This is a genomic window from Paenibacillus sp. P2(2022), from assembly GCF_029522175.1.
Taxonomy (GTDB): domain Bacteria; phylum Bacillota; class Bacilli; order Paenibacillales; family Paenibacillaceae; genus Paenibacillus; species Paenibacillus polymyxa.
The window spans coordinates 1-17,585 of record NZ_JAKWFI010000018.1; the positions used below are offsets into that span (position 1 = coordinate 1).

The following is a 17,585-nucleotide window of genomic DNA, read 5'->3' on the forward strand; positions in this document are numbered from 1 at the left end:
ATGGGCGGCATGATGTAATAAAGCCAAAAACCCTTGTTACAGCAAGGGTTTAGGTGATTGCTATATTGATTTGTTAACAATTTGTTAACTCTGATCAGATTTTTTTGAGGCTCTCATTAGTTCGCTGAACTTTTGAGCAGCCTCTTTTCTTTTTGGCTTAGTTATATGAAGGTATATTCTGCGTGTTATCTCGTCGTTTGCATGTCCAAGCCGCTGCATGATTTGTTCGAGAGTAGCCTCAGCTTCGGCTAATAGTGATGTATGAGTGTGGCGAAGTGAGTGCGGGGTAAGATCAGGATTAAGCCCAGCTAGTTTTAGTAGTCGCTTCATTCGAAGTTCAACCATTTTTATTACCTGAGGATACCCAGCGAATTTACCGATTCTCGCGAATATGAAACCTTGGTCGTGATAAGTTTTTGGCCTTTTTGATTTCTCTATTTGTTGAATGGTCAAGAGGTTTTGAAAACCTACAATAACTTCATGATCAACATCTATTTCACGAACCGATGATACAGTTTTTGGTGTGTTGAGTTTGTAAAGAGCGTAATTATTATTTGGGTTGTACAAAGTTTTCGTTATTCTTATCTTGTCGTCCTCAAAGTTGACATCTAGTTCTTTTAATGCGCATAATTCACCGACTCTCATGCCAGTATAAGCTAAGGTATTAAAGGTTTCGAAGTCATTATCCAGTCCGTGTTCTTGAGCAATCTGCAAAAAATGTACGAGTTCATCTCTTTCTAAATACTTAGGTAGCTCGTTATTTTGCTCAAGCTCTTGGACTGTTTTCTGACGCTTAGGCACAAAAGCAGTTGTTGTAGGATCTGTTTTCAAAGCACCGATTTTTAAACCATATGAAAATATCATTCTGCCGGTTGAATGTACACCTGATAACGTATTGTCAGCTAGTTTACTTTGCAGGCTTATGAGTGCATCCTGATACATCTGTTCAGTGATTGAAGCTGCATTGAGCTTTGCAAGGAACGGCGACAAGTTTTCTTTTTCATTAGTTCTGATTCGGATCGTACCATCTTTTTTTGGTTTTCCATGAGAACTATAATATTTCAGCCATTTTTCCGCTAATTCTTCGAAGGTCATTTTGTTTTCTTCTTTGAATACGCCTCGATTTATTTCAGAAAGCAAATCTGCGGCTGCAGCTTGTGCTTCCTTTTTGGTCTTAAACCCGCCCTTTCCCTTTTGTTTTCTTTTTCCTGTTTTCGGATCAGTACCTATGGTAATCATAAATGACCAGGTTGATCCTCTTTTATAGAAACTTCCTTCCAATTTTGAACACTCCTTTTATTGTCTGAAATGCCCCACATAAACTCCGCAAACTATAAACTCATTTGGTGTCACCTCCATGGACTGATAAGAATCGTTTTCTGGTACAAGATTGAATTTTGCAGAACCTTCTGACCATTTCATTCTCTTTAAAACGCCTTCCTCGCCGTTAACGATAACAGCAACGATTTGACCATTGAATTCCGCCCAAGCTTCTCTTCTCATAAAAACAATGTCTCCATCCTGAATTCCAGCATTGACCATTGAATCTCCCTTGACTCTCAGGGCGTAATCGGGTTGCTTGTGCTTCATGAAAGGATAATTTATGTATTCTTCAACATTTTGATCAGCAATTATCCCATCACCTGCACATATAGTTCCGATCAAAGGTATTGGTTTGTTATTCTTTTTGAGTTTTAAGTATTCTCCAAGTTTGGGGGAGTACCTATTTAGCATATCTTCAAGCGTGTTGATTATTTTCCTCTTGGAATCAGTATCTATATCATTTCTTACATATTCTTTTTTAAGCGTCTCAGCGTCAATTGTATGATGAATATCCAAAAGATCGGCTTCAATAAATAATTCGACTAATTCCTTTTGTAACCCATCATCAATTCCAATATATAAGTATAGTTTATCTATTAAATTAAATATTTCATTATCAAGGTCTTGATTTTCATTCATGAAATCCGCAAGGAATTGTTCGTGATTTTCATCCAGTCCATCTAAATACCCTGCAAATTTCATTAATTCTCCGTATGTAATTCCATTCAAATGTTTAGAAATTTGCATTAACATATCAGGCGCAGGTCTTTGAGTGTTTTTCTCGATTCTAGTAAGACTAGCTGGCGATACCCCTGTTTTATCCGCAAAGTCTTTCTTAGTTTTGTACCCATTTGCGATACGTGCTTTTTTAATTAACTCGCCAATTGTAATTTCACTCATTTATTTTCGAAAATCTCCCTTCATCTAATGGCTGAAATAACTATAACATAATAATTGCATGCATGCAATTATTTAATGGAATCATATTGCGCGCCTGTAATTCGTGTAATATACTTAAATTGCAAGCACGGAATAAAACGAAAAATAAATTGCAAGCATGCAATATGGGAGGTGAGAACCACATGAAAAAATTTGTCGTGCGGTTAAAAGTAAAAGAATTAATGAAAGCACAGATTGATAAAGACATTGCGACTGATAAGGACCTTGCAGATATGATGAACATTAATGTCTCACAGGTTTGGAGAGTAAAGCTTCCGATTACTGACGAGCGACACTCTTCTCCGGGGAACCAATTCATTGCTGGGGTCATAGAAGTATTTGAAGGTAATTTTGATGATTTTTTCTATATTGAAGAAGTTGAAGATGTGAAGAAGAAAAAGAAGAGTGTACCAGCACTAACCTAACAGAAATGAGGTGTATGTGATGACGAAAACGCAAAAAAAACATTGGGATGACCTTCCTGATAGTTTGACTGCTCAAGACATTGCTGATTTTTTTGGACTAACCCGCCGCACTGTTTATGACATATTCGACCTTAGTCCTTCACATGGTGGCATCCCGAATTATTCCATAGGCAATTCCCGTCGTGCAGACAAAGAAGATGTAAGGGCATGGAAAGATAAATTAAAACAAAAGCGCCTTAAAAATTTCGTTTGAGGGGAGAAACAGTATGACTCAATTACAAATTATCAATTACAAAAACAAACGTGTACTTACAACGGCGCAACTGGCTGAATCATTCGGTACAGAGGCTCAGATTCTTACCAATAATTTTAATCGAAACAAACATCGTTATAGTGTAGGCAAGCATTTCAATGCTCTTGAAGGACAAGAGAAACGTGAGTTTTTGAACCAACATCAAAATGATTTAGGTTCAAAAACTGCTGCTGTACTTTATCTTTGGACAGAAAAAGGAGCATGGATGCATGCCAAGTCACTTAATACAGATGAGGCATGGGATGCTTACGAAAGTCTGGTGGACGATTACTACAGTGTAAAACAGGAACAAATTCCCTTGCTTGACTCCAACGCAGCCATTGCTATAGCACTTCGGCAGACTGCTGATGTAATGGACAAGCTCCCACAGATTGAAAGCCGTATGGATAGGATCGAAAACACCACTACAATCGACTATGCACAACAAAGGGCTCTTAAAAAGGCTGGTAGTTCGAGGGTAGTCGGTTTTCTTGGAGGTAGGAAGTCAGCAGCTTACAAGCACAGCAGCATTCGCTCTAGCACATACTCAGCATTGTGGAATGATTACCAAGAATACTTTGGTATTAACTCTTATAACAACACGTTGAAGAAAGACTGTGAAAGGGGCTTAAAGTATGTAGCCAGTTGGACACCACCTAACAATTTAATGATCGAGATTGAAGAAACGAATGGGCAGAAGTTATTTTAATTCCCTATTAAGAAAGGAGATTGATCATGTTTGACGCACAACAACGTTTAAACGCGCTTGAAAATATGTACGATACATTAGCAAATAACCCAAGTTGGGTACATCCCGAAGTATCTCAGGCATCTTTTGGCTGGATGCTTAAAGAGATTTTGGACTTACGTGTTGTATTGGGTGTCTCATGATTACTTGCGGATGCGGAGCAGAGGCAAAGTATCTGGTATACGAACATGAGGAACCGCATTGCGAATTTTGTTTTAGGGAGGCGATAGAGTGCGAGGTGCCAATCCTTGTAAGAAAAATAAACGAATTAAAGATCAAACAGGAAAAAAGTATGGGAGGTTAATGGTTGTTGGTTATGCGGGAACTAACAAACATAATGCTGCATTATGGATTTGCCAGTGTGATTGTGGAGAAGAACACATTACATCAACCTATCAACTTACTAGTGGGAAGAGTAAAAGTTGCGGATGCTTGAATCGAGAACTTGCAGCTAATAGGATGCGAAAAAATCACAGGGTCACTCATAAAATGTCAGGCACAAGATTCTACCACATCTGGAGAAGCATGATCGCTCGTTGTGAAAAGCCAAAAACAAACGGATATAAAAATTATGGAGGTAGAGGAATTAAAGTTTGTGAAAAATGGCATGTGTTCGAAAATTTTATGAATGACATGCACCCCGAATATTTAAATCATGCGAAGTTACACGGAGAGAAAAACACTAGCATTGACAGAATAGACGTTAACGGAGATTACCATAAAGATAATTGTCGGTGGGAAACAATGTCATCACAATGTTCAAATCGCAGGAAAACAAAAAAGTACTTGATTGACAATCGACTTTTATCTGCGGCTCAAGTTTCACGGGAATACAACATAGGGATTACCACCTTTATAAAAAGAGTTGAAAGAGGTTGGTCCCACGAAGAAGCAGCCCAAAAGAGTGTAGGAGGTTAGATGAACTTGCATATGCAAACTCGTTGCAAGGGAAGCAGTAGCTACTCCGATCTACAGGCCTTGTTACAAGTTGGTGGACAAGCCATTGAGCAAGAAAACGGGAGCATTCAATTCAGGTTCAGCAGTGACATTGCTTATCGGGAATATCGCCGTATTCGGCGGGAACAGAAGGAGGGAATGAAACGTGAAAACGCCGTTAGAACAAGCTATCCAAACGCTTGAAGAGTTGCAGGCCGAAACTGAAATTCGTGGTAAGTCGCTGAATAACATTGTAGAGCCTTTGCTAATCTTTCGGGATGGTAAATTACAAAATGTCCTCGAAGCGTTGTATGACGTGCGTAATGCCATAGAAAGTGAAACGACCCTGGCTGCAACCGGAGTCGAATCAAAAACTTTTAAATAAACATTTGTGGTCACTATATCAAAATTTTAGGAGGCTGTAAAGATGTCCGATGAAGTCAAACTTAGTATATTCCAAAAAATAAGTGCCGTCATGCGGGATGTAGAGTACCTTTCCAAAGACGACAAGGTAGAGTTTAACAACACCAAATATAAAGCAATTAGCGAAGAAAAAGTAACCGCCACGGTACGCGCTAGTCTCATTAAACACGGTCTTATAGTTATTCCAGTTGAACAAATCCACACAAAGGCAGGTAATCTGTCAACCGTCGATGTTAAATACAAAATCATCGACATTGATACAGGAGATTTTGAAATTATCGTTTCTTCTGGTACGGGAGCTGACACGCAAGATAAAGGCGTGGGCAAGGCTATGACCTATTCATATAAATATTTGTTCTTACGTACGTTCGCTATCCCTACAGGTGAGGACCCGGATAAGGTGAGTAGCGCGGAACTAGACGACAAGCAGCAAAAACGTGAAGAAGAGGCTAAAAAGCCGCCAGTTGCTCTACGGGCTAAATGGAAGATGCTTAATGGCGGGAGAATTTACGGCTTTGACGATTGGGTTGTTAAGCAAACAAAAAAAGGCTGGAGTTATTCGGACATGGAGCGGGCTCTTTTGACTAGACTGGACGAAAAGAAAGCAGAGGAGGAAGCGGCGAATGGCTAGGAAGAAAATGCTTCATAAATTAGTTTCTGAAAAGTATGGAGTTGATTTAGAAACTTTTCTTCGGCAGGCCTATTTCGAGCAAGGTCTTGATCAATATAGGATAGCTGAAATTTTAGAATGCACAGCTGGAGCTATATGTCTTTGGTTCTCTAAATTCAACATCCAGACACACCCTAATGGCACCTTTCAAAGAGGACGAAAGCTGTCACCGGAACATATTGAAGCCATCAAAAAAACTCATACTGGCAAAAACGTTACAAAAGCAACTAGAGAAAAGTTGAGTAAGGCCAGACGAGGTATTTCATATATCGGTAAATCACCACATTTCACAGGAAAGCGATTAGGTAGAACTGACGGGTACATTCAACTCTACAAGCCAGATCATCCGAATGCATCTAAAGAAGGTTATGTCATGGAACATCGTTTTATCATGGAGCAAAAATTAGAGCGGTACCTTACTCGAAAGGAAGAGGTACATCACATCAATCATAAAAGAAATGATAATCGAATTGAAAACTTACACTTATTCTCTACGAAAGAAGATCACCAAAGGTTCCATATGAAAAAACGGCACGAAGAACGGAGGAATAAAAATGTCAATTAATCGTTTGGTACTTGTGGGTCGCTTAACCAAAGATCCTGAACTCAGATATACCCCGAACGGAATTGCTACAACTACTTTCACACTGGCTGTAGATCGTCCATTTACCAGTCAAAGCGGTGAACGTGAGACGGACTTCCTATCTATTGTGACCTGGCGGCAGCTTGCGGAAACGTGCGCCAACTATCTTAAAAAGGGCCGCTTAACCGCCGTAGAGGGCCGTGTACAGGTGCGTAACTACGAGAACAGTGAAGGCAAGCGTATCTATGTAACTGAGATTGTAGCGGATAATGTGCGGTTTCTGGAGGGTAACCGGGATAGCCAACGAGACCCGAACGAGCCGGACCATCGCCGTCCTTATGACAAAGACCCGTTCCATGATGATGGAAAGCCGATTGATCCAGCGGATTTAGAGCTACCATTTTAAGGGGGATTTATGGAACTTATAGACGTAAGCAAGGAATTATATGCCGCATCCAATCGCCTTGGCAACTCGGCAGATGCCTTATTCGCTCTTGGGCGGAACAAAGCTGAAACGGAACGGGATTACCGTTCTTTGCTGGCCCAAGAAATGCTCAAGCTTAAACATGAGGGAATGTCTGTCACACTCATTCCTGATATCGCCAAAGGAAATGTTTCGGAAAAGCTGTTCGAACGGGATTTTGCCGAGGCTAAATTTCAGGCAGGCATCAAAGCAGCGGACGCAATTAAGGTACAGGTTTCAGCGCTCCAGACTATCTTAAAATACCACTCGGATATAGGAGGCTAATACGTGATACAGTACGGATTTCATCCAGCTCCTAAACCCGTCAAGGGAAAGCGCGTGAAGCTCACTCAGCGTCAAAAGGGAGATATAAGCCAGCAGGTAGATAAGCAGCTTAAAGCGCGGTCACATGGCTTGTGCGAGCTGTGTAACGCCGCCAGAGCAACAGAAAGGTCGCATTTGACTGGTCGCCCTCATTTGGATGAGAAAACGAAGGTAACTGACCTAATACATTTATGTACTCCTTGTCATGATTGGTTAGATGAGACGCCCGAAGGGATCAGGTCGCGGAATTTTATCGCAAGAGCAATTAATACGGTGTTGGAACACCAAGCAACTAAGTAGGTGGTGACATGGACGGATGGATCAGCCTCCATCGGAAGTTGATTGAAAGCGAGATATGGGAGAAGCCGCCTCTTTACATCAAAGTGTGGGTTTTCCTCCTTATATCTGCTCAGCATACGGATTATAAAGGGCTTAAGCCAGGTCAGGTAAGGACGTCTATTCCGGAAATCATAGAGGCTTGTAAATGGCGTGTTGGAGCTCGGATTGAGCGTCCTACCAAGGACCAAATTTACCAAGTAATTGAGTGGCTACGAAAACCCAACGAAGGGGGTCGCGAAAGCAACGCGAAAGCAACGATGATCACGACGACGAAAGCAACGCAAGGGATGCTGATAAACATAAGTAACTACGGGGTTTATCAGACTTCGGACGAACGCGAAGGCAACGGCGAAAGCAACGGCGAAAAAGCTACGAAACCGCCACGAAAGCAACGGCAACCCAACAATATAAACAATAATGATAATAACAACAATAATGAACAACAAGAAAAAGATATATATGATTTTTGGAATTCTCTCGAAATTATAAAACACCGAGAACTGACTCAAAAAATGAAATCTAGTATAAATGCCAGATTGAAAAATATGAGCTTCGAGGAAATGAAAGAAGCCATAAGCAATTACAACGCCATTATAAAAAGCGATTTATATTGGTACACCTACAAATTCACTTTGGAAAAATTCATGAGTCCTAAAAACATTGACCAGTTTTTAAGCGAAAACAATCCATTTGAAACATTTAAAAAGCAACGGGGAGGTGGTAACGGTGGAAAGTATGGGCAAGGTCATGCAAGAGATGCAGAAGCGGATCGAAAGGATGCGGGCAAACACGAAGAAAGATTCATCGGCAAGCATGGACAAGCCAGCGACAGAGACGCAGCAGAGCTCGACCGGATGGTCCGCGAGTTTGAATAATGAAGGCTGCGCCAAATGCAATTATACCGGGACCATTAATACATTCCGTTGGATAACAGATGAAAGCTACACGGACAAGAACGGAAAGCCCATGCCTAGGGAAGTGGCTACGGTGGAACTGTGCAGTTGCTATTACGAACGACAATTCCAGAGTTATAACCCTTCTGAATCATTTTCAGAAAAGGAGTTAGGCTACACTTTCAAAAATGCCGTCATGGATGATTACAACCGAGAACAATTTGCGACAGCCGTAGAGTTCGTCAGAGACATCCAGAGCCACATGAAGGACGGAACATGGCTCTATATATTCGGAGACGACAAACGGGCTCAGGAAGCCCAAAAAGAGGCAGATTATGAGGTGTCTGCTTTTGGTACCGGAAAAACATACATGATGCAGTGTATCGCGAATGCCCTGACCCGGCGAAAGATCCCTGGATTGTTTGTCAAAGAAGAAAAGCTGTTCGGTGATATCAAATCTACCTATAACCGTGAAAGTGATGAAACCGAAGAAGAAGTGCTTCAACGTTATTATAAAGTTCCGATTCTTATGATTGACGATATTTTCACTGCTGGATACAAAGATTGGGCGGAAGGCAAGTTGTTCAGCATCCTTGAGGAACGGGAGAGACAAAGCAAAGTAACGATAATGACCAGCAACTTTGCTCCGGGTCGCATACGCCACAGACTTCCAGAGAACGGCGGAAAAATAGCCAGTCGGATAAATGGTAACTCGAAAATGATAGAACTGCTTGGACCGGACCGCAGGCCGCAGTGAGACTCCAATAAGAAGGGAAGAAGAAGCATGAATCAAGGTGAGCGGGAACAATTTGTAGCTAATAAGGTGTTGGAAGCAACAGCATGGTGCAAGACAATGGGAGACTTCTCAGAAACATTAGGTGCCATGAGCTACACACTTGGCAGTTTGGTGGTCGAATTTCCTCAAGATGAGAGAGAACATCTGTTTATCCAAATGGTTGAATTCATGGCAAAAGGTCTAATGGCAACATCAAAAGCTGTAGGTGAGCCATGCAATTTAGAAATGACCAAAGGTTTCAGAACAGGAGCTGACAAACATTGACCAGAGATGAAGTAATAGCTAAATGGAATAGTATGCAACCGAGGGAACGGGATGCTTGGGTGGCAGAGAAAGTTATGGGGCTTGAATTGAGTGATAACATGCTTGCAGCATACCCAAAATACAGACTTCCAGATTATCCTGACTATTTCAGAGATGTGCCCAATTATTCCACTGACATTTCCGCAGCATGGGAAGTAATAGACAAATTGAGCAAGACGCATTTTACAGAGGTAGCTATGACTCAATTGGACGACGGGTCATGGGGATGGATGACCAGGTTTATTTTGGCAGAAGGTGAACCTTATTGGGTGAAAGGGTATAGGATGGCGGCTACAACTGTACAGGAAGCCATCTGTTTAGCAGCTCTAATAGCTCAAGGAGAGGGGATAGAGGAATAATGGCGACACACAAGCAATGGAATTATTACTCAAAACATGAAGGTGAAATAAATTCATGCTCCAGAAAGACAAAAAAAGCGATTAAAAAAGAATTCGACGAAATGCGTTTGGAATGGGAGCAATCGGAACCAGGCAGGCTTTACAACCTACCCGAATGTGAAAGATGCGAAGGTACAGGCATTTTTGATGATGATAGCGGAATTTTTGAATGTTGGAATTGTGAAGGCACAGGTAAGACTGGTTGGCACTGCGATGAGCACGGCAATAAGCAACCTAATACAGCCCCTAAAGGGCAAGGAGAGGAATAAGGGATGAACAAATGGATAGGTAGACCATCACCGAAAAGCATGCACACAGGGACAGGCTGGGTTCGGGAGTTGAACAAAGCTTGGACAGATGGAGAATATGCAGTTATGTCACGTGTTGTAAAAACGGATTGGGGCGATGTGATCCATGCTTGTATGCGGAATACCGACAACACGGATATTCCTTGGGCTGAGAAACAGCGGATAAAAAATGATTTGTTTGGAGTGGAATCTACAGCCATTGAAGTGTTCCCGGCTCAAACCGATCTTGTAGACGAGGCGAACATGTATCACTTTTGGGTGCTCCCACAGGGCATTAAACTACCATTTGGACTCAAGGAGGTCTAAACCATGGATAAGAAGATACAAGTGATAAGAGAAGATGTGCAGCAGGCTAAAAGCGAAGCAAAGAAATATATTCAGTTTCCAGTTGCTGAGGTATCCTACCTCCTACAACAGATAGAGATTAAGGATAAGGCACTTGGGTTCTATGCTGATTTAAAAAATTGGGAGCAATATTATGGGTCACTGGATATAGATTCTGCAATTCTCAATGATTACGGCATTATAGCCCGTGCAGCTTTGAAAGGAGAGGATACAGAATGAAATTTTCGGAGTTGATTCAAAAATGCTTAGAATCTGACAGTTTGGAAGTACAGGTAATGAACAATGCTCTGATGGAGTTGAGCAAAAAGAATAGACGAAGACCGGGATTCATTAAGTTTGCGGTACCCGATGAAACGGCAGATCGGTTGATGCTTGGCGGAGATAGTCCAGTTGCGATGATGGTTCTTATTGATAGAGATAAGTTCAACTCAATTACGAATGGGTTGGGAGAGGATACCCCATGAATCCAATAGACCCCAAACAATTGGACGATGCGGATTTAATCATAAACTTTTATGACAACACACTTTGTACGGATTACCGTCAAGAACTTGCTAAAGAAATCTACCGGAGGGCAGGTGTAACGGATGGCAACGGACTACACAAACCGGATGGACGCAATTTTTGAGACTTGGGAATTTCATCTGTTTGAAAAGCTAGGCGGAGTTGATCGGATAGTTGCCAGTATCCAAAGTGAAGCAGCACTGTTTGGTATTCCTTATGACGCCAGAACAGAATATATAAATAAAAAGTTGGTAGATATGATAGATCAAATTGCGGAAAAACGTGAAGCACATTCTCAAGGCAGCCGGAGAAAAGCAAAGAAAAAAATAGGATAGAGGAATGGGAATAAATATGACCAGATACGTAGGAATAGACCCGAGCACCAAAACGGGGGTATGCATCTTGGATGCAGATGGCAATGTACTTGATGCGATGGAAATAACAGCAGACGGAAAAGATCCCGAGCGGATGTATGATATCATCACCGATGTTTGCGAAAACGTAGAATACGGCGATGTGGTAGTGATAGAGGGTTTTGGCTTTGCTTCACAATCAGGTTTCCTCCTTGGCGGGATTGGCTGGGGAATCAGGCTGAATTTATATGAACGTAACATTAAATATCAGGAAGCTGCTCCTGCTGCACTCAAAAAATTTGCTTCCGGCAAAGGCACTACAAAGAAAGATGACTTGGCAGTAGAGATTTTTAAACGATGGGGCTTTCAACACGGATCAGACAACGTCAGAGACGCATTTGTTTTAGCTCAGATAGCCCGTTCATTGCGAGGTAATACCAATACAGCCAAATTCCAAGATGAAGTCATACAAGCCATTTTAAGCCCGGTTCCGAAGAAGAAAAAGAAGGTGAAAGTCGGATGAACGAGGCAGAGAAACGGCGTGCTTTCCAAAAGATAAAATCCCTATCAACCAAAAACTTTTATCGCTTCATGGATGCCACAAATTCAGATGCTTACGACATGGCTATCAAGCATATGACGGAAGCTATGAGCTGTGATCCAAAGATAAGCAAGCCGACGATAAACCGGGTACTTGCGAAGGCTGAAGAGATACGGACATTATGGGACGGTATAAACACGTACACGGCCGACAAGGTGTACAAATTCGACGGTGGGAAAAGTAGTTAATTCATATAACAATGAATTTAGGTGACTATATGAAAAGAAAAACCAAGTATGAACAAAACAAAGCATGGATTCGTGCAGCTGAGAAAAACGGAATAAAGAAAGAATATTTTATCCAACGAATAGAGCAATACGGATGGAGTAAAAAAGACGCATCTACGTTGCCAATAGGGACGGTAAGAAAGAAAAAAGCATAGCCCCCAAGGGCAGAGAGGACGAACGTATGGAACATTTTGAATCCGTTTTTGATGCGGTTAGGCACATAAAGGATAAGTTGGATTCTATTGATGATCATGAAGAACTGTACTTGATGTGTAACGAAGATTGTGAAAATTTTTGGGTTACAGACGAGAATTCAGAGCTTGAGGAAGAAATGGGAAAAAGCTTTTACGATTGGGGATATGAAAGTTCTGATCCTGACAAGCATGCGGAATCATTCAAACTTTGGGCCTATGTACTGAAAGAGAATAAAGAACGCTACCCCGGTCTCTATAAAAATTACAAGGAATCACCACTCTCAAAAAATCATATTAGGGGGCGTATTTCACCAAGCGGCGAGGTAGCGGCAATATTTTCAGTAAGACCATATTAGCCCCATAGGGGATAAGAAGGAGGGAACAGCCCTCCATAAGGGGGAGAGACAGGATGATACTACACGGCAACAATATAGAGGTTATGCCTACGCTGCCAGCCGGATCATTTCATACATGTGTCACGTCCCCGCCGTATTGGGGATTGAGGGATTATGGTCTGGAACCATCCTATTGGCCGGAAGTAACTTACACACCTATGCCGGGCTTACCACCTGTAACTGTGCCAGAGTGGACCGGATGCCTTGGGATGGAGCCTACGCCGGAAATGTACATCGCTCACATAGTGCTTACCTTTCGGGAAGTATGGCGCTTACTTCGGTCAGACGGCACGCTCTGGCTAAACTTGGGGGATACCTACGCAGGTAGTGGTAAAGGAGCGTGGAAAAATAAAACGGCTCAAAAAGAGGTTTATGTAATTGAGCCCGGCTCTGCACTTACGAAAATCCCAAAGATTCCAACTGGATTGAAAAACAAGGATTTAGTCGGGATTCCTTGGCGTGCTGCTTTTGCTTTGCAGTCGGAAGGCTGGTACTTACGCATGGATAACATCTGGCATAAACCCAACCCGATGCCAGAGAGTGTCACGGATCGTACAGCCAAAGCACATGAATATGTTTTTCAACTGAACAAATCAGAACAATATTATTTTGACCATGAAGTTATTAAAGAGCCGTTGGCGGAATCGAGCATTTCAAGGCTGGCTCAGGACCTCGAGGGTCAGACCGGATCATCCAGGGCGAACGGTGGCGCGAAGACAAACGGAGCGATGAAGGCAGTCGGGAACGGTGAAACCAGGAACAAACGGTCTGTATGGACTGTTGCAACTGCTAACTTCTCAGAAGCTCACTACGCTGTATTTCCTGAGGAACTAATTGAGCCTTGTATACTTGCTAGTTCCCCGCCAGAAGGGTGGGTGCTGGATCCATTCGGAGGTAGGGCAACGACCATGAAAGTTACCTATGAAAACAATCGTCAATGTACTGTAATAGAGATGTCAGCAGCAAATGTGGATATAGCAAAACGGTATACAGCTATTATACAGCCGTCACTATTTTAAGGGGGATACACCCCCTACTACCTATACCAAAGGAGAGATATACAATGTCCATCGAAGCACATCGTTGTAATGCTGCTGGATGCAAAGGGTTCGTCCTTTTTGAAAATGCTGATTTTGATTTTAAGGATATTCCTACGGATGAAAAACGAGGCGTGTACGCATTCGGACACCCTACATGCAGTGAATGCGGAAAGGAATTTTTAATTGTGCCTCATTATGTTGTCATTGATGTAAAAAGCGATGATTTTAGCGATTCCGAACAAATAGAATCTGCATGTATAACCGCTTGGGAGAAGCGGGAGAAAGAGCGCAAGTATGAGGCATAACAGCCTCTTACCCTACCCAATACAAATATCAAAGGAGCGAATGAACGTATGCAAAAAGTTTGGTTGATTTGTAAAAAAGACGGTAAGGCATCGGGTTATTTGATGTATGAACAAGACGTTGAAGGGTATGTGAATGCACTTCGGGACAGGGGATTTGAAAAATTTGAAATCTGTAATCCTGTCTACGGTATCGACAACCAAGGTAGGTATGAGATATCCACCCTATTACCATACACTCCTATATATAAGGAGAGTGAGTAGGTATGAGCAGCAATTGGATCGGAAGACCATCACCCAAAAGCCAGCGTGTGGGTACAGGGTGGTTTGCGGAGTTGGATAGAGCTTACACCAGCAAAGACGGGCAATACGCTGTCATGACGCGTCCAGTGGAAACAGAGTGGGGGCAAGTCATTCACGCTTGTATCCGCAATTTGAACGGGACTGACATTACATGGGCTGAAAAGCAACGTATCAAGGATGAACTATTGGGCGAATGGCGGACGGCTATTGAGGTGTTTCCAGACTCCAGAGAATTAGTTGATGAGGCAAACATGTACCATCTTTGGGTGATACCAGCCGAGATGAAGTTGCCTTTCACGATCAAAGGGGAGGAAGAACAGTCATGAGTGAACGGACATATAAATTGTTGGATGGGTCAGAGTTAATTTGTTCGGAAGAAGGAATTCTGAGTCACCGTTTGGAACCGGACTTCCCAGAGATTACGACAGACCCAAATGCTGAATATATGAATCTGCTTGCCCTGGTAGACTCACTCCAGCAGCAGGTAGCAGAGTTAAAGCGCCAGCTACGCAGGTCTGATCGCGAGTGGGCCAGTGCAACAAATGAGGTTGTCAGGCTTCAGGAGCAACTGGGAGAGAGGGAACGCAAAATAGAGTGGCTTACTAACGAGTTAGGGGAGTAACCACCAATACAATACGCTCCTGCACTCTGACGGAGCGTTGGAAGGATGATAGATATGAATGCAAAAGAGAAAAAAGCCTATGACCAAGGTCGAATGGTTGAAGCTGAAATAACGTTAGAAAACTTATATAGGATTCTGGACGAAATGACTGAACAACCTCACGAAAGAAGCCACATTATTGCTTGTATTCGGGATTTAGAAAGAGATACAGGAAAAGACAGAGCTTATTTTAAGGCTCAACAAAATGCGCTTGAGGATTAAACCAATACAAGGTGTAGGACCTACACCCACTAAGGGAGGATATATAGATATGTCAAGAGTTTGCTACAACTGCAAAACAGACCTGCCGCCAGAAACGGCACATTATGAAATTAATGATGAAGTATACTGCACGGATTGCGTCACTGCACATCCATACACATCGTATAGCTATTACATTAACGACGAGTATGTAGGCGGATCGGAAGATGATCATACACGGTACGTAGAATCCTTGGATGACGAATATGAAGGCGAAGAGGATGGGGAGGAACAACAATGACAGATAAACACTATGTAGATGCGAATAAGCTGCTGGAATGGGCAAAGGTAGAGCTTGGTAGTGCTAAATTGTATACGAAGTTGGTAGGTGAAATTGAAAGTGGAAGGATTGATCCAGACCCACCACGTCAGCCAGATATACAACCGGGTGATCGAGTACGGCATAAGCATAGTAGCTTTAAGTATTACGGCATAGGCAGAGTAAAAGAAATAGCAGCCAGCGGTAAGCGTGCGTATGTAGAGTGGCCTGATTATGACCGTAAAAAGTTGTTATTCGGTCAACCCACACCAGCATATTACCTTGTTTCCAAACTCCAAAAGGTAACAGGAGACACCCCATGATAAGAGCCTATACCTCTATATTATGCGCATTACTGTTATATGTGGGTGTAGTCAGTATAGATAGGTATATGATCATCACGTCGATTGAACCGAACATAATGAGCGAAGGAAGGATTGTTAATGTCTGGTAACAACGAAAAAGTGACAGCAAAAACCTACTGGGTGTGGACACAAAAGGCTGAAGCAAAGAACCCAGCTCGCACCAAAGCAGGCGACCAAATATGGATGGAGCATTTATACGAAGCACCACAATGGATGATAGAGGAAGGACTCATTCAGGATGCAGAAGACGCGCCGCAGGAAGGGCAGACGACTATATTTGATTTCATCTAGGAGGTGGTTATATGGAAACGAAAGATAAGGCGAAAAATGAAGTGTTTCAAATCGCATTCCCAGGCATGGAAATTGACGAGGACGCAACATTTTTACGAGTCGAAGGCGCATTAGAAAAAGCAGCGATTTATAAAAGATTGGGATTTGTTCGTAAGGAAATAAAAAATACTGCAACCTATGAATACCAGCCATCACAAAGAACAAATGTAATCAGTAAGCCAGCAGAAACAGCAGCAATTGCAAATGTTGATGGTTCGGATAGGCTTAAAAAGACGCATGATCAAGTCATGAAGGCAATAGACAGGCTTAGGAATGCTCATCAGCGGATCATAACAACCCGTTACCTTGAATCAGATGATGTTTTGGATGTGAATGTATGGTTAGAACTAAACCTTGCGGAGCGGACATATTACAGGCTTAAACGGGAAGCAATGTCCGAGTTGGCTTACGCTCTAGGACTAGAGGTTAAAAAAGAAGTATAACAATGCATGCCCTACTAGCCTAAATTGGTTGGTTGGGCATTCTTTACATTATACTTTCATATTATAGGTTGTGTTACACAACCTATTGTGATATATTTAAACCACAACAAGGACGTACATACAACGACCAACAAGTCGGGGATACCGAATGCGGATGAAAGGATAAAATAACATGGTTGAAAAAAAGTAACGCAGCCTCTCGAATACGTAGGAGCTGCTTGGATAGCCAAAAGAAAAGGCACCACGCAGCAAAACATTACAAAGTCTGGTCTTAGAGCATTAGAGCCTGGTTATAGAGGTACCATGATCCGGCCAGACGCTCTGTTTGAGGGGCGGCCTTTGTGGCTTAAGAGTAGGTTTAGTCATGATGATTCCATAAAATAAATAGTGGCAGGAATTTGGCAGGAGAATGGCAGGGTATTAGGGTTTATCCATGTTATTATGTTAGTGTGATGTGGTGGCGGAATAGACGAAGGGCCGCGGTACACGCCTCGCTCACTTCATAGGATGAAACCTGTATACTCAATGGCTGATAGCTCGGCAACAATGGGAATGTCACTCTGATGTCGAAATCATACTTTGAGGTGAATTGATTTATGAATGAGATTAAGAGCTTCTTGTTTCAATCAATTAAAGTGGTATATTATGGATACAATCAAAGATGGGATTGGGAAATAAAATTAGCAATAGGCGATGATGGGAATTATTATGGAATTGCAAGTTGTTCTTATCGGATGTATAACAACTATCCTTGGATACCAACCGAAACTTCCGACTTGGAGGAAGCATTGGAAAAAATGCGTAAACATTGCCTTGATATGATGTCGGAATAGAGGCGC

General features: G+C 42.2%; 39 protein-coding genes. 37 read left to right on the forward strand and 2 right to left on the reverse strand.

Annotated elements, in window-relative coordinates; translation table 11 throughout:
- Positions 1-84: 84 nt before the first annotated feature.
- Positions 85-1,281 carry a tyrosine-type recombinase/integrase gene (locus MMB75_RS25350; protein ID WP_277511425.1) on the reverse strand — a complete coding sequence of 399 codons (1,197 nt, stop codon included), beginning with the start codon at positions 1,279-1,281 and terminating at the stop codon, positions 85-87.
- Between the two features lie 15 nt (positions 1,282-1,296).
- A complete protein-coding gene (locus MMB75_RS25355; RefSeq protein WP_277511428.1) occupies positions 1,297-2,223 on the reverse strand; it encodes a helix-turn-helix domain-containing protein in 927 nt (308 codons plus the stop codon).
- Between the two features lie 182 nt (positions 2,224-2,405).
- On the opposite strand from MMB75_RS25355, the gene MMB75_RS25360 reads away from it, so the two are divergent.
- The 37 genes from MMB75_RS25360 (at position 2,406) to MMB75_RS25540 (ending at position 17,579) form a co-directional block, all read left to right on the forward strand.
- Positions 2,406-2,687 carry a hypothetical protein gene (locus tag MMB75_RS25360; RefSeq protein ID WP_076292348.1) on the forward strand — a complete coding sequence of 94 codons (282 nt, stop codon included), beginning with the start codon at positions 2,406-2,408 and terminating at the stop codon, positions 2,685-2,687.
- Between the two features lie 19 nt (positions 2,688-2,706).
- Positions 2,707-2,940: a helix-turn-helix domain-containing protein gene (locus tag MMB75_RS25365; protein ID WP_277511431.1), complete on the forward strand. Its 234-nt coding sequence runs from the start codon at positions 2,707-2,709 to the stop codon at positions 2,938-2,940.
- 13 nt (positions 2,941-2,953) lie between these two features.
- Complete coding sequence (locus MMB75_RS25370) at positions 2,954-3,688, forward strand: ORF6C domain-containing protein (RefSeq protein ID WP_277511432.1); 735 nt, start codon at positions 2,954-2,956, stop codon at positions 3,686-3,688.
- A 26-nt stretch (positions 3,689-3,714) separates the two neighbouring features.
- A complete protein-coding gene (locus MMB75_RS25375) occupies positions 3,715-3,870 on the forward strand; it encodes a hypothetical protein (protein WP_277511433.1) in 156 nt (51 codons plus the stop codon).
- A gap of 88 nt (positions 3,871-3,958) precedes the next feature.
- The gene (locus tag MMB75_RS25380; protein WP_277511435.1) at positions 3,959-4,645 is read left to right on the forward strand and encodes a hypothetical protein; all 687 of its coding nucleotides are present in this window, start codon (positions 3,959-3,961) and stop codon (positions 4,643-4,645) included.
- Positions 4,646-4,867 carry a hypothetical protein gene (locus MMB75_RS25385; protein WP_277511436.1) on the forward strand — a complete coding sequence of 74 codons (222 nt, stop codon included), beginning with the start codon at positions 4,646-4,648 and terminating at the stop codon, positions 4,865-4,867.
- Positions 4,830-5,048 carry a hypothetical protein gene (locus MMB75_RS25390; RefSeq protein WP_277511437.1) on the forward strand — a complete coding sequence of 73 codons (219 nt, stop codon included), beginning with the start codon at positions 4,830-4,832 and terminating at the stop codon, positions 5,046-5,048. Before MMB75_RS25385 ends, MMB75_RS25390 begins: the two co-directional genes overlap by 38 nt.
- Before the next feature lie 42 nt (positions 5,049-5,090).
- Complete coding sequence (locus tag MMB75_RS25395; RefSeq protein WP_277511438.1) at positions 5,091-5,717, forward strand: ERF family protein; 627 nt, start codon at positions 5,091-5,093, stop codon at positions 5,715-5,717.
- On the forward strand, positions 5,710-6,321 hold the full coding sequence (locus MMB75_RS25400; RefSeq protein WP_277511439.1) for an HNH endonuclease: 612 nt from the start codon (positions 5,710-5,712) through the stop codon (positions 6,319-6,321). The genes MMB75_RS25395 and MMB75_RS25400 overlap by 8 nt, the downstream gene beginning before the upstream one ends.
- The gene (ssb, locus tag MMB75_RS25405) at positions 6,311-6,745 is read left to right on the forward strand and encodes a single-stranded DNA-binding protein (RefSeq protein ID WP_277511440.1); all 435 of its coding nucleotides are present in this window, start codon (positions 6,311-6,313) and stop codon (positions 6,743-6,745) included. Before MMB75_RS25400 ends, ssb begins: the two co-directional genes overlap by 11 nt.
- A gap of 9 nt (positions 6,746-6,754) precedes the next feature.
- Positions 6,755-7,087 carry a hypothetical protein gene (locus MMB75_RS25410; RefSeq protein ID WP_277511441.1) on the forward strand — a complete coding sequence of 111 codons (333 nt, stop codon included), beginning with the start codon at positions 6,755-6,757 and terminating at the stop codon, positions 7,085-7,087.
- A gap of 3 nt (positions 7,088-7,090) precedes the next feature.
- Positions 7,091-7,426 carry a hypothetical protein gene (locus tag MMB75_RS25415; RefSeq protein ID WP_277511442.1) on the forward strand — a complete coding sequence of 112 codons (336 nt, stop codon included), beginning with the start codon at positions 7,091-7,093 and terminating at the stop codon, positions 7,424-7,426.
- Positions 7,427-7,434: 8 nt separating this feature from the next.
- Entirely contained in the window at positions 7,435-8,340 is a 906-nt protein-coding gene (locus tag MMB75_RS25420) for a hypothetical protein (protein ID WP_277511443.1), read from the forward strand.
- Positions 8,341-8,620: 280 nt separating this feature from the next.
- Positions 8,621-9,115: a DnaA ATPase domain-containing protein gene (locus tag MMB75_RS25425; RefSeq protein WP_256620838.1), complete on the forward strand. Its 495-nt coding sequence runs from the start codon at positions 8,621-8,623 to the stop codon at positions 9,113-9,115.
- A gap of 27 nt (positions 9,116-9,142) precedes the next feature.
- On the forward strand, positions 9,143-9,418 hold the full coding sequence (locus MMB75_RS25430; protein ID WP_277511444.1) for a hypothetical protein: 276 nt from the start codon (positions 9,143-9,145) through the stop codon (positions 9,416-9,418).
- Positions 9,415-9,816, forward strand: coding sequence for a BC1872 family protein (locus tag MMB75_RS25435; protein ID WP_277511445.1), 402 nt, complete (start codon positions 9,415-9,417; stop codon positions 9,814-9,816). The genes MMB75_RS25430 and MMB75_RS25435 overlap by 4 nt, the downstream gene beginning before the upstream one ends.
- A complete protein-coding gene (locus MMB75_RS25440) occupies positions 9,816-10,124 on the forward strand; it encodes a hypothetical protein (protein ID WP_277511447.1) in 309 nt (102 codons plus the stop codon). The genes MMB75_RS25435 and MMB75_RS25440 overlap by 1 nt, the downstream gene beginning before the upstream one ends.
- Positions 10,125-10,127: 3 nt before the next feature.
- The gene (locus MMB75_RS25445; RefSeq protein WP_277511448.1) at positions 10,128-10,469 is read left to right on the forward strand and encodes a DUF7694 domain-containing protein; all 342 of its coding nucleotides are present in this window, start codon (positions 10,128-10,130) and stop codon (positions 10,467-10,469) included.
- Between the two features lie 3 nt (positions 10,470-10,472).
- Positions 10,473-10,727, forward strand: coding sequence for a hypothetical protein (locus MMB75_RS25450; RefSeq protein WP_277511449.1), 255 nt, complete (start codon positions 10,473-10,475; stop codon positions 10,725-10,727).
- Positions 10,724-10,972 (forward strand): hypothetical protein, encoded by a 249-nt coding sequence (locus MMB75_RS25455; RefSeq protein WP_277511450.1) that lies wholly within the window; start codon positions 10,724-10,726, stop codon positions 10,970-10,972. The genes MMB75_RS25450 and MMB75_RS25455 overlap by 4 nt, the downstream gene beginning before the upstream one ends.
- Positions 10,969-11,136, forward strand: coding sequence for a hypothetical protein (locus tag MMB75_RS25460; protein ID WP_277511451.1), 168 nt, complete (start codon positions 10,969-10,971; stop codon positions 11,134-11,136). Before MMB75_RS25455 ends, MMB75_RS25460 begins: the two co-directional genes overlap by 4 nt.
- Complete coding sequence (locus MMB75_RS25465; RefSeq protein ID WP_277511452.1) at positions 11,096-11,347, forward strand: hypothetical protein; 252 nt, start codon at positions 11,096-11,098, stop codon at positions 11,345-11,347. Before MMB75_RS25460 ends, MMB75_RS25465 begins: the two co-directional genes overlap by 41 nt.
- Before the next feature lie 67 nt (positions 11,348-11,414).
- A complete protein-coding gene (locus MMB75_RS25470; protein ID WP_346842758.1) occupies positions 11,415-11,888 on the forward strand; it encodes a hypothetical protein in 474 nt (157 codons plus the stop codon).
- Positions 11,885-12,154: a hypothetical protein gene (locus MMB75_RS25475; RefSeq protein WP_277511453.1), complete on the forward strand. Its 270-nt coding sequence runs from the start codon at positions 11,885-11,887 to the stop codon at positions 12,152-12,154. The genes MMB75_RS25470 and MMB75_RS25475 overlap by 4 nt, the downstream gene beginning before the upstream one ends.
- A 29-nt stretch (positions 12,155-12,183) precedes the next feature.
- Positions 12,184-12,348 (forward strand): hypothetical protein, encoded by a 165-nt coding sequence (locus tag MMB75_RS25480; protein ID WP_277511455.1) that lies wholly within the window; start codon positions 12,184-12,186, stop codon positions 12,346-12,348.
- Between the two features lie 26 nt (positions 12,349-12,374).
- On the forward strand, positions 12,375-12,743 hold the full coding sequence (locus MMB75_RS25485; protein WP_277511456.1) for a hypothetical protein: 369 nt from the start codon (positions 12,375-12,377) through the stop codon (positions 12,741-12,743).
- Between the two features lie 53 nt (positions 12,744-12,796).
- Complete coding sequence (locus tag MMB75_RS25490) at positions 12,797-13,801, forward strand: DNA-methyltransferase (RefSeq protein ID WP_277511457.1); 1,005 nt, start codon at positions 12,797-12,799, stop codon at positions 13,799-13,801.
- Between the two features lie 44 nt (positions 13,802-13,845).
- Positions 13,846-14,127: a hypothetical protein gene (locus tag MMB75_RS25495; RefSeq protein ID WP_025364405.1), complete on the forward strand. Its 282-nt coding sequence runs from the start codon at positions 13,846-13,848 to the stop codon at positions 14,125-14,127.
- Between the two features lie 48 nt (positions 14,128-14,175).
- Positions 14,176-14,388: a hypothetical protein gene (locus MMB75_RS25500; protein WP_025364406.1), complete on the forward strand. Its 213-nt coding sequence runs from the start codon at positions 14,176-14,178 to the stop codon at positions 14,386-14,388.
- A gap of 2 nt (positions 14,389-14,390) precedes the next feature.
- Entirely contained in the window at positions 14,391-14,753 is a 363-nt protein-coding gene (locus MMB75_RS25505; RefSeq protein ID WP_277511463.1) for a DUF7694 domain-containing protein, read from the forward strand.
- Positions 14,750-15,049, forward strand: a complete 300-nt coding sequence (locus tag MMB75_RS25510) for a hypothetical protein (RefSeq protein ID WP_025364407.1) — start codon at positions 14,750-14,752, stop codon at positions 15,047-15,049. Before MMB75_RS25505 ends, MMB75_RS25510 begins: the two co-directional genes overlap by 4 nt.
- 54 nt (positions 15,050-15,103) lie before the next feature.
- The gene (locus MMB75_RS25515; protein ID WP_235193641.1) at positions 15,104-15,310 is read left to right on the forward strand and encodes a hypothetical protein; all 207 of its coding nucleotides are present in this window, start codon (positions 15,104-15,106) and stop codon (positions 15,308-15,310) included.
- A gap of 49 nt (positions 15,311-15,359) precedes the next feature.
- Positions 15,360-15,590 (forward strand): hypothetical protein, encoded by a 231-nt coding sequence (locus MMB75_RS25520; RefSeq protein WP_277511466.1) that lies wholly within the window; start codon positions 15,360-15,362, stop codon positions 15,588-15,590.
- Complete coding sequence (locus tag MMB75_RS25525) at positions 15,587-15,931, forward strand: hypothetical protein (protein WP_277511468.1); 345 nt, start codon at positions 15,587-15,589, stop codon at positions 15,929-15,931. The genes MMB75_RS25520 and MMB75_RS25525 overlap by 4 nt, the downstream gene beginning before the upstream one ends.
- A gap of 120 nt (positions 15,932-16,051) precedes the next feature.
- A complete protein-coding gene (locus tag MMB75_RS25530; RefSeq protein ID WP_277511469.1) occupies positions 16,052-16,264 on the forward strand; it encodes a hypothetical protein in 213 nt (70 codons plus the stop codon).
- A gap of 11 nt (positions 16,265-16,275) precedes the next feature.
- Positions 16,276-16,746, forward strand: a complete 471-nt coding sequence (locus MMB75_RS25535) for an ArpU family phage packaging/lysis transcriptional regulator (protein ID WP_277511470.1) — start codon at positions 16,276-16,278, stop codon at positions 16,744-16,746.
- A 596-nt stretch (positions 16,747-17,342) separates the two neighbouring features.
- Positions 17,343-17,579 carry a hypothetical protein gene (locus MMB75_RS25540; RefSeq protein WP_277511472.1) on the forward strand — a complete coding sequence of 79 codons (237 nt, stop codon included), beginning with the start codon at positions 17,343-17,345 and terminating at the stop codon, positions 17,577-17,579.
- Positions 17,580-17,585: the final 6 nt, after the last annotated feature.

Coding starts and splice junctions, on each gene's coding strand:
- MMB75_RS25495 (WP_025364405.1), top strand. CDS start 13,846: ATGTCCATCGAAGCACATCGTTGTAATGCTGCTGGATGCAAAGGGTTC.
- MMB75_RS25530 (WP_277511469.1), top strand. CDS start 16,052: ATGTCTGGTAACAACGAAAAAGTGACAGCAAAAACCTACTGGGTGTGG.
- MMB75_RS25465 (WP_277511452.1), top strand. CDS start 11,096: ATGGCAACGGACTACACAAACCGGATGGACGCAATTTTTGAGACTTGG.
- MMB75_RS25440 (WP_277511447.1), top strand. CDS start 9,816: ATGGCGACACACAAGCAATGGAATTATTACTCAAAACATGAAGGTGAA.
- MMB75_RS25370 (WP_277511432.1), top strand. CDS start 2,954: ATGACTCAATTACAAATTATCAATTACAAAAACAAACGTGTACTTACA.
- MMB75_RS25430 (WP_277511444.1), top strand. CDS start 9,143: ATGAATCAAGGTGAGCGGGAACAATTTGTAGCTAATAAGGTGTTGGAA.
- MMB75_RS25355 (WP_277511428.1), bottom strand. CDS start 2,223: ATGAGTGAAATTACAATTGGCGAGTTAATTAAAAAAGCACGTATCGCA.
- MMB75_RS25420 (WP_277511443.1), top strand. CDS start 7,435: ATGGACGGATGGATCAGCCTCCATCGGAAGTTGATTGAAAGCGAGATA.
- MMB75_RS25375 (WP_277511433.1), top strand. CDS start 3,715: ATGTTTGACGCACAACAACGTTTAAACGCGCTTGAAAATATGTACGAT.
- MMB75_RS25515 (WP_235193641.1), top strand. CDS start 15,104: ATGAATGCAAAAGAGAAAAAAGCCTATGACCAAGGTCGAATGGTTGAA.
- MMB75_RS25450 (WP_277511449.1), top strand. CDS start 10,473: ATGGATAAGAAGATACAAGTGATAAGAGAAGATGTGCAGCAGGCTAAA.
- MMB75_RS25460 (WP_277511451.1), top strand. CDS start 10,969: ATGAATCCAATAGACCCCAAACAATTGGACGATGCGGATTTAATCATA.
- MMB75_RS25455 (WP_277511450.1), top strand. CDS start 10,724: ATGAAATTTTCGGAGTTGATTCAAAAATGCTTAGAATCTGACAGTTTG.
- MMB75_RS25395 (WP_277511438.1), top strand. CDS start 5,091: ATGTCCGATGAAGTCAAACTTAGTATATTCCAAAAAATAAGTGCCGTC.
- ssb (WP_277511440.1), top strand. CDS start 6,311: ATGTCAATTAATCGTTTGGTACTTGTGGGTCGCTTAACCAAAGATCCT.
- MMB75_RS25475 (WP_277511453.1), top strand. CDS start 11,885: ATGAACGAGGCAGAGAAACGGCGTGCTTTCCAAAAGATAAAATCCCTA.
- MMB75_RS25365 (WP_277511431.1), top strand. CDS start 2,707: ATGACGAAAACGCAAAAAAAACATTGGGATGACCTTCCTGATAGTTTG.
- MMB75_RS25525 (WP_277511468.1), top strand. CDS start 15,587: ATGACAGATAAACACTATGTAGATGCGAATAAGCTGCTGGAATGGGCA.
- MMB75_RS25490 (WP_277511457.1), top strand. CDS start 12,797: ATGATACTACACGGCAACAATATAGAGGTTATGCCTACGCTGCCAGCC.
- MMB75_RS25500 (WP_025364406.1), top strand. CDS start 14,176: ATGCAAAAAGTTTGGTTGATTTGTAAAAAAGACGGTAAGGCATCGGGT.
- MMB75_RS25445 (WP_277511448.1), top strand. CDS start 10,128: ATGAACAAATGGATAGGTAGACCATCACCGAAAAGCATGCACACAGGG.
- MMB75_RS25425 (WP_256620838.1), top strand. CDS start 8,621: ATGAAGGACGGAACATGGCTCTATATATTCGGAGACGACAAACGGGCT.
- MMB75_RS25540 (WP_277511472.1), top strand. CDS start 17,343: ATGAATGAGATTAAGAGCTTCTTGTTTCAATCAATTAAAGTGGTATAT.
- MMB75_RS25505 (WP_277511463.1), top strand. CDS start 14,391: ATGAGCAGCAATTGGATCGGAAGACCATCACCCAAAAGCCAGCGTGTG.
- MMB75_RS25385 (WP_277511436.1), top strand. CDS start 4,646: ATGAACTTGCATATGCAAACTCGTTGCAAGGGAAGCAGTAGCTACTCC.
- MMB75_RS25510 (WP_025364407.1), top strand. CDS start 14,750: ATGAGTGAACGGACATATAAATTGTTGGATGGGTCAGAGTTAATTTGT.
- MMB75_RS25410 (WP_277511441.1), top strand. CDS start 6,755: ATGGAACTTATAGACGTAAGCAAGGAATTATATGCCGCATCCAATCGC.
- MMB75_RS25400 (WP_277511439.1), top strand. CDS start 5,710: ATGGCTAGGAAGAAAATGCTTCATAAATTAGTTTCTGAAAAGTATGGA.
- MMB75_RS25485 (WP_277511456.1), top strand. CDS start 12,375: ATGGAACATTTTGAATCCGTTTTTGATGCGGTTAGGCACATAAAGGAT.
- MMB75_RS25535 (WP_277511470.1), top strand. CDS start 16,276: ATGGAAACGAAAGATAAGGCGAAAAATGAAGTGTTTCAAATCGCATTC.
- MMB75_RS25360 (WP_076292348.1), top strand. CDS start 2,406: ATGAAAAAATTTGTCGTGCGGTTAAAAGTAAAAGAATTAATGAAAGCA.
- MMB75_RS25480 (WP_277511455.1), top strand. CDS start 12,184: ATGAAAAGAAAAACCAAGTATGAACAAAACAAAGCATGGATTCGTGCA.
- MMB75_RS25520 (WP_277511466.1), top strand. CDS start 15,360: ATGTCAAGAGTTTGCTACAACTGCAAAACAGACCTGCCGCCAGAAACG.